Consider the following 15,908-nt stretch of genomic DNA (forward strand, 5'->3'; position numbering starts at 1 on the left):
CATGTCGAAACGTTCCGGACCGGAAGTTTTCGGCTCGATTCCGTCGATTTCCGGGTTCTCCGGGAATGTCCGAAATTACCACGCCAACGTCATCGCGTCGGTTCGCGCGTGTGGCTTTCGAAATGCCTTCATGACGATGGCCAATGCCGTCACGGCAGGGCGGCCGTCCGATTTATGGAATTCCGTTTCGGAACGCTTTTGATTCCAAACCGATGCTTTACGTTTTTTCGGGAATCTCTAAAGTAGGGCTATCGCCGGCACGCAATGACCGGCCACAGATTGCGGAGACAGCAACGCCATGCCTTCATTTCCCACACACGTCGTGATTCGCGAGGTCGGATTGCGCGACGGCCTGCAAAGCATCCAGACCATTGTGCCGACCGAGCGCAAGATCGAATGGATCGCCGGCGCATACGCAGCCGGCCAGCGCGAGATCGAAGTCGGCTCCTTCGTGCCGGCGCGACTCCTGCCGCAACTGGCGGACACCGCGGAACTCGTCGCGTACGCCAAGACGCTGCCGGGCCTCGCCGTATCCGTTCTGGTGCCGAACCTGAAAGGCGCACAGCGCGCCATCGACACCGGGGCCGACCTGCTGCTCGTGCCGTTGTCCGCGAGTCGCGAACACTGCCTCGCGAACCTGCGCAAGACACCCGACGAAGTCGTCGCCGAGGTTGCGCGCATCCGCGCCGAGCGCGATGCCGCCGGGTCGAGGACGCTGATCGAAGGCGGCATCGGCACGGCATTCGGCTGCACGATCCAGGGGCGCGTCGAACCGGACGAGGTCCTGCGCTGCATGCAGGCGTTGCTCGATGCGGGCGCGGATCGCGTCAGCCTCGCCGATACGGTCGGCTATGCGGGGCCGGCGGCCGTGCGCGAGTTGTTCGAGCGTGCGCGTCGCATCGCCGGCGATCGCTTCTTTTGCGGACATTTTCACGACACGCGCGGCCTCGCGCTCGCCAACGTTCATGCCGCGCTCGAAACCGGCGTCGCACGTTTCGACGCGACGCTCGCCGGCATCGGCGGATGTCCGCACGCGCCGGGCGCAAGCGGCAATGCGTCGAGCGAAGACCTGGCGTTCATGCTCGCCGAGATGGGCATCGATACGGGCATCGACCTGACGGCGCTGCTGGCGCTGCGTGCGAAAGTCGCGCGCTGGCTCGACGGCGAATCGCTGCACGGCGCGCTGTGGCGGGCCGGCCTGCCGAATACATATCGCGCGTCGACCGCGCTCAATGCCTGAGGACAGCATGGAAACCAACGCAAGACTCCCGCTCGACGGCGTGCGCGTGATCGAGTTCACGCACATGGTCATGGGGCCGACGTGCGGGATGATCCTCGCGGATCTCGGCGCGGAGGTCATCAAGATCGAACCGCCCGGCGGCGACAAGACCCGCACGCTGCCGGGCCTCGGCATCGGCTTCTTCCGGACCTTCAACCGCAACAAGAAGAGCGTCGTCCTGGACATCGGCACGCCGGAAGGCAAGGACGCCGCGATCGAACTGATCGGCACCTGCGACGTGATGCTCGAGAATTTCCGACCGGGCCTGATGACGAAGCTGGGCCTGGACTACGACACGCTGTCGAAGGTGTTCCCGCGGCTCGTCTATGTGTCGCACAAGGGCTTCCTGCCCGGACCGTACGACAAGCGTCTCGCGCTCGACGAAGTCGTGCAGATGATGGGCGGGTTGTCGTACATGACGGGGCCGGTGGGCCGGCCGTTGCGCGCGGGAACGTCGGTCAACGACATCATGGGCGGCATGTTCGGTGCGATCGGGGTGCTCGCGGCGCTGCGCGAACGGGATGTCACCGGACGCGGCCAGGAAGTGCAAAGCGCGCTCTTCGAGAACTGCGTGTTCCTCTGCGCACAGCACATGCAGCAGTATGCAATGACGCACGAAGCGCCGCCGCCGATGCCCGCGCGCGTGTCCGCATGGAGCGTCTATGACGTGTTCACGCTTGCCGACGACGAGCAGCTGTTCATCGGCGCCGTCAGCGACAAGCAGTTCGTCACGCTGTGCGACGTGCTCGGCCGGCCGGATCTGCCCGCCGAGCCGCGGTTTGCCAGCAACGCGCTGCGGGTGGCGGTCCGGCCGGCGTTGCTCGACGTCCTCGGCGACATCCTGAAGGACCACCGTGTCGACGAACTGACGCCGAAGCTCGAAGCCGCGGGCATTCCGTACGCACCGATCGTGCGGCCGGAGCAATTGCTCGACGATCCGCATCTCAAGGCCAGCGGCGGCCTCGTGCCGATGGAGGCCGACGACGGCACGACGACCGACGTCGTGCTGCTGCCGCTGACCATGGGCGGCCGCCGGCCGGGCGTCCGCCAGGCGCTGGCCCGCGTCGGCGAGCACACGCACGAGATTCTTTCGCGGCTGACCGGCCGCGCGGCCGCATGACCCTCGAGCGCATCGGCAGCGATCCGATCCGCCGAGGTGTTGCAGCACAAACCCGTTGAGAACCGCGCGCCGTGCATGACGTGCGCGGCTCGAAACACCGGCAGACGGACCACGATCCAACAACAAGGCCGTCGACATTCGCCGTATCCAGGAGACATTCATGCAACCCACAGTCACCGCGGATTCCCGTCCGCACGATTCGCCCTTCATCGATGTCGACGTCATGCCGGGCGCGGCGATCGCCGCGCGCATGGATCGTCTGCCGATCACCCGCCATCTATGGATGCTGGTGCTGCTGATTTCGCTGGGCGGCTTTTTCGAAGTCTACGACCTGATCTTCACCGGCTATATCGCGCCGGGCATGGCGAAGAGCGGGGTGCTGCAAACGACCACGCACGCGTTTTTCGGCTTCACCGGGATCGCCGGCTTCATCGCCGCGACGTTTGCCGGCCTGTTCGTCGGGACGTTCGGGCTCGGCTGGATGCCCGATCGCTACGGCCGGCGCGCGGTGTTCACGGTGTCGCTGCTCTGGTATTCGATCGGTTCGGTGATCATGGCATTCCAGACGACCGCCGAAGGCATGATCCTGTGGCGCTTCATCACGGGGATCGGCGTCGGGGTCGAGATCATCACGATCGACAGCTACGTGACGGAACTCGTCCCGCAGCAGATGCGCGGCCGCGCGATGGCGTTCAACCAGAGCGTGATGTTCGCGGCCGCGCCGGTCGCCGCGATCCTGTCGTACTGGCTCGTGCCGACCACGGTGTTCGGGTTCGACGGATGGCGCGTCGTGGTGCTCGCGGGCGCGCTCGGTGCGCTGCTGGTGTGGTTCATCCGGCGCGGTGTGCCGGAGAGTCCGCGGTGGCTCGCGATGCATGGGCGGGTCGACAGGAGCGACGCGATCGTGCGCAACATCGAGGCGATCGTCGAACGTCAGTCGGGGCAGCGGCTGCCGCCGCCGGCGCCGGTCGTCGAACAGCCGCGCCATCGACGCGCATCGCTCGCGGAGCTGTGGCAGCCGCCGTATCGATCGCGCCTCGTGATGCTGATCGTCTTCAACTTCTGCCAGGCGATCGGCTATTACGGTTTTGCGAACTGGGTGCCGACGCTGTTGATCAGCCAGGGCATCACGGTCACGAAAAGCCTGCTCTATTCGTTCATCATCGCGTTCGCGTTGCCGGTCGGGCCGCTGCTCGCGATGGCCGTCGCCGACCGGATCCAGCGCAAATACCTGATCGTCGGCGGCGCGCTGGTCGTGATCGTGTGCGGGACGGCGTTCGCGCAGGTCAAGGCGGTGGTGCCGCTCATCCTGCTCGGCGTGTCGATCAGCTTCGCCGGCCAGATCATCTCGGTCTGCTACCACGCATACCAGGCGGAACTGTTTCCGACGGCCGTGCGGTGCCGGGCCAACGGCATCGTGTACTCGGCCAGCCGGGTCGGCGCGATGATGTCGGGCTTTTCGATCGCGTTCCTGCTCCGGGATTTCGGGTTGCCCGGGGTGTTTGCCGGCATCACGGCGTGCATGCTGGCGGTCGCGGTATCGATCGGGTTCTTCGGGCCGAAGACCAACGGCGTGCGCCTCGAGGAACTGAACCGTTGACGCTCTGTTGAAGGAGCGACGACGTGCGCACGCAGGCCGGTGCGCAGGATCGCCGGGTTGCCGTCGCATTTGCCAGGGCGCGTGGGTGGCGACGGATCAACCGATCACTTCCGTTTCGGTTTGACCGTCCCGGCTGGCCAGCTTTCCTCGTCCAGCAGGCGGGCGAACAGTCGATTCCGCATGGCGCCGGATAGTGGCGTCAAACCGAGCAGCACGTTGAACGCTATGCCGCTTGCCGCGAAGTAACGCAGCAGCGAGAGCTCGAAATCATCCGACTCCTTGTCCATGGTCTTCAGCTTGTCGGCATCGGCATTGTCCCGGCCCGCGAGCAGTTCCGGGCTTTCGATGATTGCCGCCAGTACCGCGCGTGCGACCGAGTTCGGTTGATTGATCGCTTCCCGAAAAATCGCGATCTGGGCCGCGAGGGTCGGCTCCGCCTTTGACGCACCTTCCTTCACGAGGTAATCGCGTCCGTACTGTTCGAATTGCTGCTGCTGGAATTCGAGCAGCGCCTGGAGCACGCCCTGCTTGGTACGAAACTGATGCAGCAAGCCGCCCTTGCTGATGCCGCTTTCACGCGAGAGCGCGTCAAACGTCAAGCCACCGACGCCATCGCGCGTGAGGATGCCGAGTGCTGCATCGATGGCCTTCTTGCGGGAAATTTCCGAGCGGGTCTGGTTGTCCATTGAGTCGTCGTGATGGCGTCGCGCTTGCGCGCGGTGATGGGGCGGCAGGGCGAGGCGGGCATCAAGATGATGCGCTCGGCCGCAAGCCCGGCATTGTACCTTGGTGATGGTCTGTCATAAAACAAACCGGGTAGACGGTTTACACATGAGGGAGGCGGTGCTACGCTTGCCTCGCGTCAATCTATTGGCAATTTCACCTCTGGTGCCGGCCGAGCGCCTTCCACGGAATCCGACATGCTCACATCCAAATTTGGCTCTTTCATTTTTTCCGGCGTCACGGTGCTGACGCTGGCCGCATGCGCCGGTGTGCAGCCCGTTGCCTATTCGGGTATTGCCTCCGCGCCACAGTTGACACAGAACCGCGGCGGTGACGCTGAAAAGGTGCCGTACCGATATGCGGCGCGCGTGGACTGGTCGCAATACCGGCAGGTGATCGTGGATCCGGTCGTCGTGTATGCCGGTCAGGACAATCAGTTCGGCGACTTGAAGACCGACGACAAGACCGCGCTTGCCGATTACATGGGGAAGGTGTTCGCCGACAAACTCACGAAGCGCTTCCAGGCCGCGTCGAAGCCATCCCCTGCGACACTGCGCGTCCGGCTCACGCTCACCGGCGCGGAAAAGACCACGGCGGTTGTCGGACAAGCGATGCACTTCGATATCGCCGGCAATCTCTACAACGGCGTGCAGGCGATTCGGGGCGGCAAGGGGGCGTTCAGCGGCTCGATTTCATACGCCGTCGAAGTCTACGACAGCACGAGCGGTCAACTGCTGACCGCCTATGTGACGAAGCAATATCCGAACGCCATGAATCTGCCGGCTGCATTCGGTTCGCTGAGTGCCGCCCGGACCGGTATCGACAAGGGCGCGGATGCGCTCGTTGCCCAACTCCGCTGACGGCAGCGATGTCACGCCCGCTGCGAAGCGGCGGGTCGATGTCGGGACATCCGGAATGAGCCAACCGAAATTGACGAGGAGCCGGGAATATGCGCGAAATCGCCTCTCTCATTCTTGATACACCGCCACCACTCATGGTTTCGATCGTGTTCCTGGTCGCTTACATGGCGATCGGGATTCCTGCTCAGTTGATCCGCGGCGCGCTTGCACGGGACATTTTCGGGACGATGGCCGGTGTCTTTGCGTCGCTGTTCTATCTGACAGTCGTGCTGGGCTTCCAGACCGACATCCAGGACCTGTCTCGATGATCGCGCGCGGGACTGCGTCGACTGCGGGCGACGCAGTGAACCCGCTGGAGTCACATTGATTGCTTAACTGTCGCGCAGCACCGAGCATTGGCAGAAAGCACGCGTCGTTTCCCGAAGGGATGCGGGGGTTGCCGGCGAAGCACCTACCTCGTGCGGGCACGAACGCCAGTCGATAACACGAGCGGCGTTCAACGACGTTTTCTCAGTTTTCATTGATCCGAGGTTGAATGCCGGAGATCGCTCTGTCCATCTCCGGCAGGATCGTGGTTCGACCTTTGCGAAGCCATGCTTGTCCAGCCGAACTCATGTAGAAATCGTTGACGCTCCGGAGTTCGCTTACCGTGAAATTCCTTGCGCAGCTATCCGTCAACTGCTTGAGTACCGGATCCCTGAGATCGTTGACGGAATCTTCGACCCTCTCGCGATGGGTGCTGGCATCCGCCGATCCGGCTGGCCCGCGCTTGCGGTCGACGGCATCGTACGATTTTCTGACGAGATCGCGGATACGTTGGTCCATATCATCTTCGATGCCTGAAGACCTGAGCGCCTGACGGCAAAGGGTGCGTTTCTCGCCGAAGCGATTCAGATCGTCGAGGCCGCGAAACTGAGCGTGTGCCGTAGAAATGAAACTGATCGCTGCCATGCACGACACGATCGGTGTGAAGTATGAAATTTTCATCTGGCACCGTTCTGGAAGCCGTTCGTCAGGTAAGGAACGTCGGTTGAAAATATCGTCACGATGATGAGGACGCTCACGAGCGCTGCAACAAGCGGGGCTGCAAGATAAAGCAGCTTGATGATTGAAGATCCGGGGCTCGCGGTGGGTGTGGTCGGGTGGCGCATGATCGGTGTTCGATGGGTGAAAGAAGGGATTCGGGTCTGCCGCGCTCGCATCGATGGATACCGTCATTTGAGCGTTGGTTGACGCTGGGGCAACGGCACATCGGGCTTCAGCATGTTCGTTACGCGTTGAGCGATCGATCGAACAGGGCAGGCCGTCGCGTGTACGCGATTCGACGTGCGAGCCATGCTAACATACAAACCGTCTAGACGGTTTGTATGTTAGCATGGTCTTACCGGGTGCAGGTTCCGTCAGTCAGGTCTGCTCGGAAGATGCGCCGATCGTTACCAGGAGGTGTTTATGAAATGGTTCGTCCGTGCCGTTTGCGTTGCCGGCTGTATCGTGCTTGGCGGATGCGGCCTCGCTGCAGCGCCGTGTCGTATCGCGTCTGCGGGGATCAAGATCGTGCCGGTCGTCGGGCACGTGGCCGCGGCGCCGACCGACGCGTGCGCGACCGTGATCGATCCTTGAGTCAGGATCAGGATTTCCGGTCAGGTGCTGGATATTGCGGCTGTCTGCTGTCCGTCGGCGCCGCAAGGCTTCACCGATACGTCCAAGACCGGTGCATCACGAACATCGTCGGCGGGATCAGCAGCGCGATCGCGACGATGGCCCAGCCGCGCGGCACGTCGAGCAGCTCGGCGGCGCGTGCGAGCAGCATCGTTTCGGCGAAGCCGGCCAGCGCGACGGTCAGATAGCGCAGCAGGTTGCGCGAATGCACCGTCGACGAGAAGCTCCACAGCGTATTCGCGAGATACGAGAACGCCGTCGCACAGACGAACGCGACGGCGTTCGCGAGCACCTGCGTCGCATCGAACAGCGCGTACATCGCGGATGCGACCAGCACGTGCAGCGCGGTCGAGCACAGTCCGGACAGGCCGAAGCGCGCCAGCCGCACGCGCTCGGCATAGAGCAGTTCGAACATCGCGGCCTCCGCCGGTCAGCGCTCGCCGACCCGCACGCGGGCCGGCTGGACGCGGGCCGGTTGCAAGCGGCGGCGTGCGTTCGCGCGCCGCGCATCGCGCGCGACCGGCAACTCGATCACCTTGCCGTGGGCCTGGTAGCGGCGGCGAATCAGATAGACGGGACGTTGCTTCGACTCGTCGTAGATGCGCCCGATATACTCGCCGACGACGCCGATGCCGATGAGCTCGATCCCGCCGATGAACAGCGTGACCGACAGCAGCGACGCATAGCCGAGCACCGGATTGCCGAACAGCAGCGTGCGGCCCACGATGAACGCGCCGTACAGGAACGCGAGCGCGGCAATGCTGAGGCCGATGTAGGTCCAGCTGCGCAGCGGCACGGTGCTGAAGCTCGTGATCCCCTCGAGCGCGAAGTTCCACAGCTTCCATCCTGAGAACTTCGAGTGTCCGGCGCTGCGCGGATCGCGCTGGTATTCGACGATCACGGTCCGGTAGCCGACCCACGCGAACAGCCCCTTCATGAAGCGGTGCCGCTCGGGCAGGCTGCGCAGTGCGTTCACGACCTTGCGGTCCATCAGCCGGAAGTCGCCGACGTTCTCCGGCAGCTTCACGTCCGACAGCAGATTGTGCACGCGGTAGTAGATCGCGGCGGCGGTGCGCTTCGCGAACGAATCGCACGCGCGGCTGCTGCGCTTCGCGGCGACGACTTCCGCGCCGTCGCGCCAGTGCTCGAGCATCACCGGAATCAGGCTCGGCGGATCCTGCAGGTCGGCGTCGAGCGGGATCACTGCGTCGCCGGCGGCTTCGTCGAGGCCGGCCGTCAGCGCCGCTTCCTTGCCGAAGTTGCGCGTGAGATCGATGACGCGCACGCGGCGGTCGCTCATGCTGACCCGGATCAGGCGTTCGAGCGTATCGTCGCGGCTGCCGTCGTTCACACAGACGATCTCGAAGCGGATCGCGTCAAGGCCGGCCATCAGCGGAATCACGACGTCGAAGAAGCGTTCGACGGCTTCGCCTTCGTTGTAGAACGGCACGACCAGCGAGACGAGCGGCGTGTAGAGTGGTTCGCGCATGATGGGTTCCCCTGTAATCGCGTGTCAGCGGCCGATGCCGAAGGTCGGGCGGCCGATGCGGCGCAATCCGTGCGCCGGGCGGTGGTGTGATCGGACCGGATGCGTGAAGCCGGTCTCGGTCGAGTTGTCGTGTGCGTCGGGCATCGACGGCACGTCGTGCCTTTCTTGTGCAATCCTGCTGACGAGCAGCGCCAGCGACGCCAGCGTGACGAGCGGCATGAACTGGAACGACAGATGCGGCACCAGCACGAGGCCGGCGAGCGGCATCACCCACAACAGCAGCAGCCATTCGCGATCGAAGCGCCGCCACCCGTGCGTCCATGCATAGCGTGCGTACCAGGCGATCACGAGCCCGTACCAGGTCAGGTCGTAGTCGTACAGGTAGGGGCCGACGATCAGGGACGCGCACGCGAGGGTCGCGGCGCGCAGCGCATACGAACACGCGCCGCGCCACGAGTACACGACGACGATTGCGGCGGTTGCGGCCGACAGCAGCTGCAGGCCGAGCGCGACGGAAGCGGGCCAGCCGGCGCTCGTGGCAAGCACGAACACGGTCGGCATGCGTGCGAGCCGCGCATGGCCAGCGCCGATGATCTGGTATGCGTCGTGCAAGCCGTGCGCGAATGCGATCCATGCGTCTACGCCGAACACGAGCGTCGACAGTGCGATGCCGACGGCGATCGTCGCGGCCCACGCGGTCATCGCGCGCCATTGTCCGGCGCACAGCAGCGCGAGCGGAAACAGAACCGCCATCTGCGGCTTCATAGTCAGCATGCCGAAGCAGATGCCGGCGATGACGGGACGGCGATTCAGCATGAGCAGACCGCAGCCGGCGAGCGTCGCGGTCAGGAGGCTCGTCTGCCCGACAATCACCGCGAGAAACGCGCCGGGGAACGCGAGCGCGCAGAGCAGGGCTGCATTGCGCTGTACGGTTGCCCGGATCGTCGCCGCGAACAGCGCGTATGTGAGGCCGAGCCACAGCACCTGCGCGAGCAGGTACGGCAGCCAGCCGAGCGGCAACACGAACAGCAGCATCGTGGGCGGATAGAGCCACGGCAGCGAACCGTCCGCGGCGCTCATCGTCGGAATCGCGAGCTTCTCGACCAGGAACAGCGAGGGGAAATGCCACGCGCTGATCCCATGGCCGTGCACGCCGAGACGCGCGGCGGCCCAGAGCGGCGCGATATCCTGCGCCAGCGGTTCAGGCACGGAGGTATGCGACAAATGCACGCGTGCGAGGTAGACGCAGAGGAACAGTAACTCCGTCAGCAGTACCGCTGCCGCATAGAGGTGCACCCGATCACGATTGAGCCAATGCGGGAAACGGCGCGGGCCGGCGATCGGCAGTTCCGGATGTGCGTCGATAGCCGAATCGACGTGCAGAAGGGCGCGCGGCGATTTCATCGTGCATTCTCCGACGCAAGGGTCGAGCGACGCACGACCACGAACAGGACGGCGAGCAGTACGACCGGCCCGATCTGCGGCAGCTTCGTTATCCGGTTGAACACCTCGAATATCGGCAGCAGCCACGCGATCACGATCACGATCTGGTCTCCCGGCAGCCAGCCTTCGTCGAGTCCATGGGCGATCACGCAGAAGATCGCGATGCCGAGCCAGGCCAGTTCGTAATGCCACAGATAGGGTGTCGTCAACAGCGTGGCGACCGCCAGCGCCGCGCCGCGCAGCCGCATGTCGGCCGTGCGACGCCAGACATGAACGGCGGCGGCGATCGCGAGCAGCCCCACGGTGGCTTGGGCAGCGAGCGAGACCGGAATCGATGCACCCGCGAGCCGCAGCGCCGCGAACGGCGTCGGCGAAACGAACCAGTAGGCAGGAAGGGTGAAATGCATGCCGCGCACGATCGACATCGCCTGAGCCAGGCCTGTCAGGGAGCTGGTGCCGGTCAGCGCGATGCCGGCCGCCGTGAACAGCATGGTCGTGACCGCTGCCGACGCGAAGGTGCGCCACGAGCGCGTCGCGACCAGCACGAACGGAAACACCATCGCCATCTGCGGCTTGACGGCGAGCAGCCCGATCAGCACGCCGGCTGCGACCGGGCGCCGGCCGAGGAAATGCAGCGCGAGTGCGGCGATGCCGGCGGTCAGGATGCTGTTCTGCCCGTACAGGACGGACGCGAACACGCCCGAGAAGGCGAGCACGACGAGCGCGGCGGCGCGCGGAACGGGCAGGTGCGCACGCAGGCCCGACAGTCGCAGGACGGCGTACGCATAGCATAAAAGGCTGCCCGCAAAAAAGAGGAAATACGCGGGCAGGAAAGGCACGAGGGCAACCGGCGCGATGAACAGCAGCATCGTCGGCGGATAGAGCCAGGGCAGCGATTGGTGACCGATATAGGCACCGAACCGCGCTACCTCGGCATGGGAGAAGAAGACCGGATCGTAGATCGCTGCGGCATGGCCTTGCAGCACGAGATGTGATGCGGTCCAGAAGACGGAGAAGTCGACGCCCGGCCGTGCGGAGGCCTGTGACGTGAAGGCGTCCGTCACGACGCCCCAGGTGACCAGGAATGCAACACACAGCATCAGCATGATGCAGCTGTATGGAATGATTCTGTCCGCTGTCAGCCATTGAGCACAGCGTTTGGCGCGATAGCGCACTCCACGATTGGCTGTGTACATGATGCCCCGTCTGCAGTGAAGGCTGCCTGGTCTGCCGCAGCCCTTTTGTGTTGTCGTGTATCCGGATCGAATCGCATTCGATGGCGCTGTCCGGTGAATGCATTGTTGGAGAAAAAATCGTGTGACGCAAACCGCAGGCTGAATCGCGAGACGTCGATTCGGCAGCGATATGGCCGAAAACCGGGTTTTCACGTCTGAGAAAACCGCGCCAGCGCAAATGATGTTTCTCGCTTGAAACATTTCGTGTTTTTCGCCGCTTCGGCGGCGCGTGGAATTTGCGTCGGCCGAGCGGCCTTGCGGATTCGGGAAAGTCCCGAGAAAATTTTTTTGTGCCCTTGCACAGCACAACCGCGCCCCGTCGTCACGCGGCACCGGCCTGCATGCGTATATCAAATCTGAAACATTTCGTGCCTCGCGCCGCGACCCGACAGACGGGTGAATCGCCGAAACCCTTGCTGCGCCTGAATTTCTCCCCGGCTGGCCTGCTCTTTGCGTCAAGGTCCGCACGACAGTCGACGACGTGATGAACGACCGGTTGAAGCAACAGACTGACAAAACCGGACTCAATCACCTGCGGAAAGCAACGGATCAAGGGCGCGTCGGGGAATACGCCGCCCAGGCCTTGAAAACCGCCGGAAACGTCGACCGAGCGAATAGGCGACGGCATCGTCCGCGCAACAAGAATCACATGACAGCATTTGGGGAATAAAAATGAAAGACCAGAGCACGTCGCGGCTTGCATGCCGCGAAGAAAACCTGCAGCAACCTCGACGCGTCAGCGTCGTCCTCTCGATCCGTATTCATGCCCGGGACGGTCGTTTCGCCGTTCTGCTCGATCGCGCCATTCGCCTGATCGCAGCGCGCATGCACATCACACGCATCAGCTCACCGACGATCGTTCCCGCGGCCAGGCTCGTACCCTGCCGCGTGCGTCGCTGAGCGCCGCACCCGAATTCATTTGTTGTGCCGGTGGTACCTGCTCCCCGCGTCGATCCCCGACAAAGGGGTTTTTATAGTAGTGCGAAAGGAGAATAGCCATGTCCACGTTCATCCAGAAAGTCCGCGGTTTCGTCCAAGACGAGCAAGGCGTGACGGCCATCGAATACGGCCTGATTGCCGCGCTGATCGCAGTCGGCCTCGTTGCAGCACTGACGCTGGTCGGAAACGATCTCAAGGACGTCTTCAACACGATTGCAGACGACCTCAACGCGGCGATCTGAATGGCGGGGCGGCGAACGGCGGGTCCGGCCCGTTCGTCGCCATCCCGTCGCTCGAGCAGGGCCGGACACCCACACACCCAACAGATGTCGAATGGACCGAACGGCGGATGACTCGGCCGGTGCACTGCTCGAGTCTCCCCCGCTCTCTTGATCAACCGAATCGGAGGCCGTCATGCGGGCCAGGGGACATGCGGTAGCGGTATCGCGATGGATCGACGACGAGCAGGGGGTGACGTCGATCGAATATGCGCTGATCGCGGCAGTGTTCGCCACCGTCGTGCTGGGAAGCGTGGTCGTGCTGAAAGGGTCGGTTGAAGATGTGTACAACATGATCGCGTCGATCGTGACCGAGGCGGTCAATACCGCACTGGGTCAGTGATCCTGACTATTCCGTTGAATCGAGGTTCGCCATGTTGCCTGCCGCGCTGCCTTATCCGGTTCCGTTGTGCGTGACGCTGCTCGTCGTCGTCGCGGCCAGCACGGATATCACGAGCCGCCGCATCCCGAACCGGCTCGTCGTGATCGCGCTGGCCGGTGCGCTGATTGCCCAGTGCGCGCTGCACGGCGTCCAGGCTGGCGCACTCGCATGGCTTGCCGGCGCCGCGACCGGCTTCGGCCTGCTGCTGCCGTTCTATCTGCTGCGCGGGATGGCCGCGGGCGACGTGAAGCTGATGCTCGCGATCGGCGCATGGGTTGGCGCGCAGATGACGTTCTACATCGTGCTGGCCACCTTTCTGGCCGGCGGGATCGGCGCGATCGGCCTTGTACTGCTGCGCGGACGCATGCGCCAGATGTGCGCGAACGTCCGGGCGCTGATCGCGCGTGGTTCGACCCGCACGTATGCAGGGGCAACCGACGGCCCCGTGGAAGTCTCGTCGGTCGGCGCGTTGCCGTATGGCGTGGCGATTGCCGCCGGCACGCTGGGCATGCTGTTCGTTTCGTGCGTATAGCGCGACGAACCCGCAACGAGGATGACACGCACATGAACACGATCACCACCGAACCGAGGCGCGACGCCCAGGTTGCACACCTGCCGCAGCCGTCGCCGTCGCGGGAGGCGCATGCGAAGCCGGGCACGCAATTGCCTGCGGCGCCGCGCTCGCTCGAGGAAACCGGACTGAGCCAGGCGTTCGTCGCAGGGCTCGTGCTGAAGTCGACGCTGGTGCTCGGCCGCCCGTCCTACGGCGACCTGATCGAGCGCCACTGCCTGCCGCTCGCGGTGCTCGACGACATCTTTGCGTTCCTGGTACGCGAGCATCTGGTCGAACTGACCCATCGCGGCAAGACGGACCTCGACGTGACGTTCCGCCTGACCGACGCGGGCCGCGTGGCCGCGCTCGAAGAGCGTGCGCGCAGCAGTTACAGCGGGCCCGCGCCGGTGACGCTCGACGCGTATCTCGACTGCGTGTCCGTCCATTCGGTGCGCAAGTTGCGCGTGGCCCAGAACGACGTGTGGGCCATATTCGAAGGCGTCGTCATGGATACGGCGATCCTCGATTCGGCGGCCGCCGCGCTGAACTCCGGCCGTCCGCTTCTGATCTACGGCCCTGCCGGCAGCGGCAAGACCTTCCTCGCGGAGCGGCTCGGCGCGCTGATGGGCGGCCACGTGCCGGTGCCGCACGCAATTTATGCCGCGGGCGAAGTGATCCAGATCTACGACCCGCTCGTGCATGTCGACGCGGCGTCGCAAACGGACGGCCAATCGATCGATCGCCGCTGGCGCCTCTGCGAGCGGCCGGTCGTGATGTCCGGCGGCGAGCTGACGCTCGACGAGCTCGACCTGCGCCGCGATGAAGCGGCGGGCTTCTACCAGGCGCCGCCGCACATGAAGGCGAACATGGGCATGTACATCGTCGACGATCTGGGCCGCCAGCGTGTCGCGCCGCGCGACCTGCTCAACCGCTGGCTGCGTCCGCTCGATCGCGGCGTCGATTTCCTGACGCTCGAGTCCGGCAATCGCTTCGTGCTGCCGTTCGACGTCTGGCCGGTGTTCTCGAGCAACCTGGCGCCGGAGCAGTTCGCCGACGACGCGTTCCTGCGCCGGCTCGGTTCCAAGCTTCACGTCGGCGCGTTGTCGATCGACCACTACCGCGCGGTGTTCGACGCCGCATGCGAGTCGCTCGGCCTGGTATCGACGCAGGACGCATTCGACTATCTGCTGCACCGGCTGCACCTGCCGACCGGCAAGGCCTATCTCGCATGCTTCCCGATGGATCTGCTGCGTCTCGTTGCCGCCGGCGCGCGGTATCGCGGCGATCCGCCAGAAGTGACGCACGACGCGCTGCACGACGCATGGGCCAGTTATTTCGGCACGGCGCCCGAGCGTGACGGCGGGTATCTGCCGCCTGCCGAGCACGGCGGTCGCACGCACGTAAACGGTTGAGCCGTTTCTTTCACGATTCGTTGAGGAGCATTGCCATGAAAAACAGTCGAGCGGTCATGATGCTGATCGTCGCGATGGTCGCGGGGCTTGCCGCGGTCGTGTTCGCGTCCCGCTGGTTGATGAATACCTCCAGCAGCTCGGTCACGACGGTCGCGGTGGCGACCACCGACCTGAACCTGGGCGAGCCGCTGGGGCCGAACCAGATCCGCATGGTGAGCTGGCCGTCGGGCAGCGTGCCGACCGGCGCGTTCACCGACACGAAGGAACTCGAAGGGCGCGTCGTGCGCACGAGCCTCGCCCGCGGCGAGCCGGTGATCGAGTCGAAGCTCGCGCCGGTCGGCACGAAGGGCGGGTTGTCCGCGGTGATCGCCGACGGCAGCCGCGCGATCACCGTGCGCGTGAACGACGTGGTCGGCGTCGCGGGCTTCGCGCTGCCGGGCAACTACGTCGACGTGATCGTCAACACGCAGGAACAGCAGGGCAAGACCGACGGGCAGAGCATCTCCAAGATCGTGCTCGAGCACATCCTCGTGCTGGCCGTCGCGCAGCAGGTCAGCCGCGACGACACCGCACCGAAGGTCGTCAACGCGGTGACGCTCGAAGTCACGCCCGACCAGGCCGAACGCCTCGACCTCGCGCGCAGCGTCGGCACGCTGTCGCTCGTGCTGCGCAACCAGGTTGACCAGAAGACCCTGACCACCGACGGCGCGACCAAGCTCACGCTGCTCGGCAAGGCTCCGGTACCCGACACGCCGGCACCCGCACCCGTGCGCGTGAAGACCGTGCGCGTGCACGTCGCTTCGCACGCGGCACCGGAAGCGCGCCGCGATTGTGTCGGCGTGCTGACCGGGGTGCGGGGCAGCGTCGAATGTTTCTGAAACATAGAACACACATCCAGATAAACAGATTCACCAGATCGGCCGCCGTCAGGGCACG

Annotated in this window: 19 protein-coding genes; 13 read left to right on the forward strand and 6 right to left on the reverse strand. The window is 64.6% G+C overall.

The annotated features are described in order from the left end of the window. The first annotated feature begins 1 nt into the window (after nt 1). From DIE21_RS09115 to DIE21_RS09130, 4 genes are all read left to right on the forward strand, one after another. Nucleotides 2-202 carry a hypothetical protein gene (locus tag DIE21_RS09115; protein ID WP_124497380.1) on the forward strand — a complete coding sequence of 67 codons (201 nt, stop codon included), beginning with the start codon at nt 2-4 and terminating at the stop codon, nt 200-202. A gap of 96 nt (nt 203-298) precedes the next feature. Beyond that, the gene (locus DIE21_RS09120) at nt 299-1,240 is read left to right on the forward strand and encodes a hydroxymethylglutaryl-CoA lyase (RefSeq protein WP_124497381.1); all 942 of its coding nucleotides are present in this window, start codon (nt 299-301) and stop codon (nt 1,238-1,240) included. Between the two features lie 7 nt (nt 1,241-1,247). After that, entirely contained in the window at nt 1,248-2,399 is a 1,152-nt protein-coding gene (locus DIE21_RS09125) for a CaiB/BaiF CoA-transferase family protein (protein WP_124497382.1), read from the forward strand. A gap of 160 nt (nt 2,400-2,559) precedes the next feature. Continuing rightward, on the forward strand, nt 2,560-3,999 hold the full coding sequence (locus DIE21_RS09130; protein WP_124497383.1) for an MFS transporter: 1,440 nt from the start codon (nt 2,560-2,562) through the stop codon (nt 3,997-3,999). 104 nt (nt 4,000-4,103) lie between these two features. Here DIE21_RS09130 and DIE21_RS09135 read toward each other — a convergent pair whose 3' ends face one another. Beyond that, a complete protein-coding gene (locus DIE21_RS09135) occupies nt 4,104-4,685 on the reverse strand; it encodes a TetR/AcrR family transcriptional regulator (RefSeq protein ID WP_124497384.1) in 582 nt (193 codons plus the stop codon). 234 nt (nt 4,686-4,919) lie between these two features. Here DIE21_RS09135 and DIE21_RS09140 point away from each other — a divergent pair, with 234 nt between their 5' ends. Both DIE21_RS09140 and DIE21_RS09145 read left to right on the forward strand, forming a co-directional pair. Next, entirely contained in the window at nt 4,920-5,582 is a 663-nt protein-coding gene (locus tag DIE21_RS09140; RefSeq protein ID WP_124497385.1) for a DUF3313 domain-containing protein, read from the forward strand. 89 nt (nt 5,583-5,671) lie between these two features. Next, complete coding sequence (locus DIE21_RS09145; RefSeq protein WP_124497386.1) at nt 5,672-5,890, forward strand: hypothetical protein; 219 nt, start codon at nt 5,672-5,674, stop codon at nt 5,888-5,890. 202 nt (nt 5,891-6,092) lie between these two features. Here DIE21_RS09145 and DIE21_RS09150 read toward each other — a convergent pair whose 3' ends face one another. Then, on the reverse strand, nt 6,093-6,800 hold the full coding sequence (locus DIE21_RS09150; RefSeq protein WP_124497387.1) for a DUF2059 domain-containing protein: 708 nt from the start codon (nt 6,798-6,800) through the stop codon (nt 6,093-6,095). Nucleotides 6,801-7,031: 231 nt separating this feature from the next. Here DIE21_RS09150 and DIE21_RS38130 point away from each other — a divergent pair, with 231 nt between their 5' ends. Then, complete coding sequence (locus tag DIE21_RS38130) at nt 7,032-7,202, forward strand: DUF6726 family protein (RefSeq protein WP_311767439.1); 171 nt, start codon at nt 7,032-7,034, stop codon at nt 7,200-7,202. A 70-nt stretch (nt 7,203-7,272) separates the two neighbouring features. On the opposite strand, the gene DIE21_RS09155 is transcribed toward DIE21_RS38130, so the two are convergent. From DIE21_RS09155 to DIE21_RS09170, 4 genes are read right to left on the reverse strand one after another with little or no spacing between them, the layout of a single operon-like run. Beyond that, entirely contained in the window at nt 7,273-7,656 is a 384-nt protein-coding gene (locus DIE21_RS09155; protein ID WP_124497388.1) for a GtrA family protein, read from the reverse strand. A gap of 15 nt (nt 7,657-7,671) precedes the next feature. After that, nucleotides 7,672-8,730, reverse strand: coding sequence for a glycosyltransferase family 2 protein (locus DIE21_RS09160; protein WP_124497389.1), 1,059 nt, complete (start codon nt 8,728-8,730; stop codon nt 7,672-7,674). A 24-nt stretch (nt 8,731-8,754) separates the two neighbouring features. After that, nucleotides 8,755-10,134 carry a glycosyltransferase family 87 protein gene (locus DIE21_RS09165; RefSeq protein WP_124497390.1) on the reverse strand — a complete coding sequence of 460 codons (1,380 nt, stop codon included), beginning with the start codon at nt 10,132-10,134 and terminating at the stop codon, nt 8,755-8,757. Continuing rightward, nucleotides 10,131-11,369 (reverse strand): glycosyltransferase family 87 protein, encoded by a 1,239-nt coding sequence (locus tag DIE21_RS09170; RefSeq protein WP_124497468.1) that lies wholly within the window; start codon nt 11,367-11,369, stop codon nt 10,131-10,133. The genes DIE21_RS09165 and DIE21_RS09170 overlap by 4 nt, the downstream gene beginning before the upstream one ends. 711 nt (nt 11,370-12,080) lie before the next feature. Between DIE21_RS09170 and DIE21_RS09175 the strand changes: the two genes are divergently transcribed. The 6 genes from DIE21_RS09175 to cpaB all read left to right on the forward strand — a co-directional run bounded on the left by DIE21_RS09175 (nt 12,081) and on the right by cpaB (nt 15,850). Continuing rightward, nucleotides 12,081-12,308 carry a hypothetical protein gene (locus tag DIE21_RS09175; RefSeq protein WP_124497391.1) on the forward strand — a complete coding sequence of 76 codons (228 nt, stop codon included), beginning with the start codon at nt 12,081-12,083 and terminating at the stop codon, nt 12,306-12,308. A gap of 98 nt (nt 12,309-12,406) precedes the next feature. Beyond that, nucleotides 12,407-12,589 carry a Flp family type IVb pilin gene (locus DIE21_RS09180; RefSeq protein WP_124497392.1) on the forward strand — a complete coding sequence of 61 codons (183 nt, stop codon included), beginning with the start codon at nt 12,407-12,409 and terminating at the stop codon, nt 12,587-12,589. Between the two features lie 172 nt (nt 12,590-12,761). Further along, nucleotides 12,762-12,968, forward strand: coding sequence for a Flp family type IVb pilin (locus DIE21_RS09185; RefSeq protein WP_124497393.1), 207 nt, complete (start codon nt 12,762-12,764; stop codon nt 12,966-12,968). Nucleotides 12,969-12,999: 31 nt separating this feature from the next. Beyond that, on the forward strand, nt 13,000-13,539 hold the full coding sequence (locus tag DIE21_RS09190) for a prepilin peptidase (protein WP_124497394.1): 540 nt from the start codon (nt 13,000-13,002) through the stop codon (nt 13,537-13,539). Between the two features lie 32 nt (nt 13,540-13,571). After that, nucleotides 13,572-14,972, forward strand: coding sequence for an ATP-binding protein (locus DIE21_RS09195; RefSeq protein WP_124497395.1), 1,401 nt, complete (start codon nt 13,572-13,574; stop codon nt 14,970-14,972). 35 nt (nt 14,973-15,007) lie between these two features. Next, the gene (cpaB, locus tag DIE21_RS09200; RefSeq protein WP_124497396.1) at nt 15,008-15,850 is read left to right on the forward strand and encodes a Flp pilus assembly protein CpaB; all 843 of its coding nucleotides are present in this window, start codon (nt 15,008-15,010) and stop codon (nt 15,848-15,850) included. Nucleotides 15,851-15,908: the final 58 nt, after the last annotated feature.

It is taken from the genome of Burkholderia sp. Bp9140, from assembly GCF_003853425.1.
Classification (GTDB): domain Bacteria; phylum Pseudomonadota; class Gammaproteobacteria; order Burkholderiales; family Burkholderiaceae; genus Burkholderia.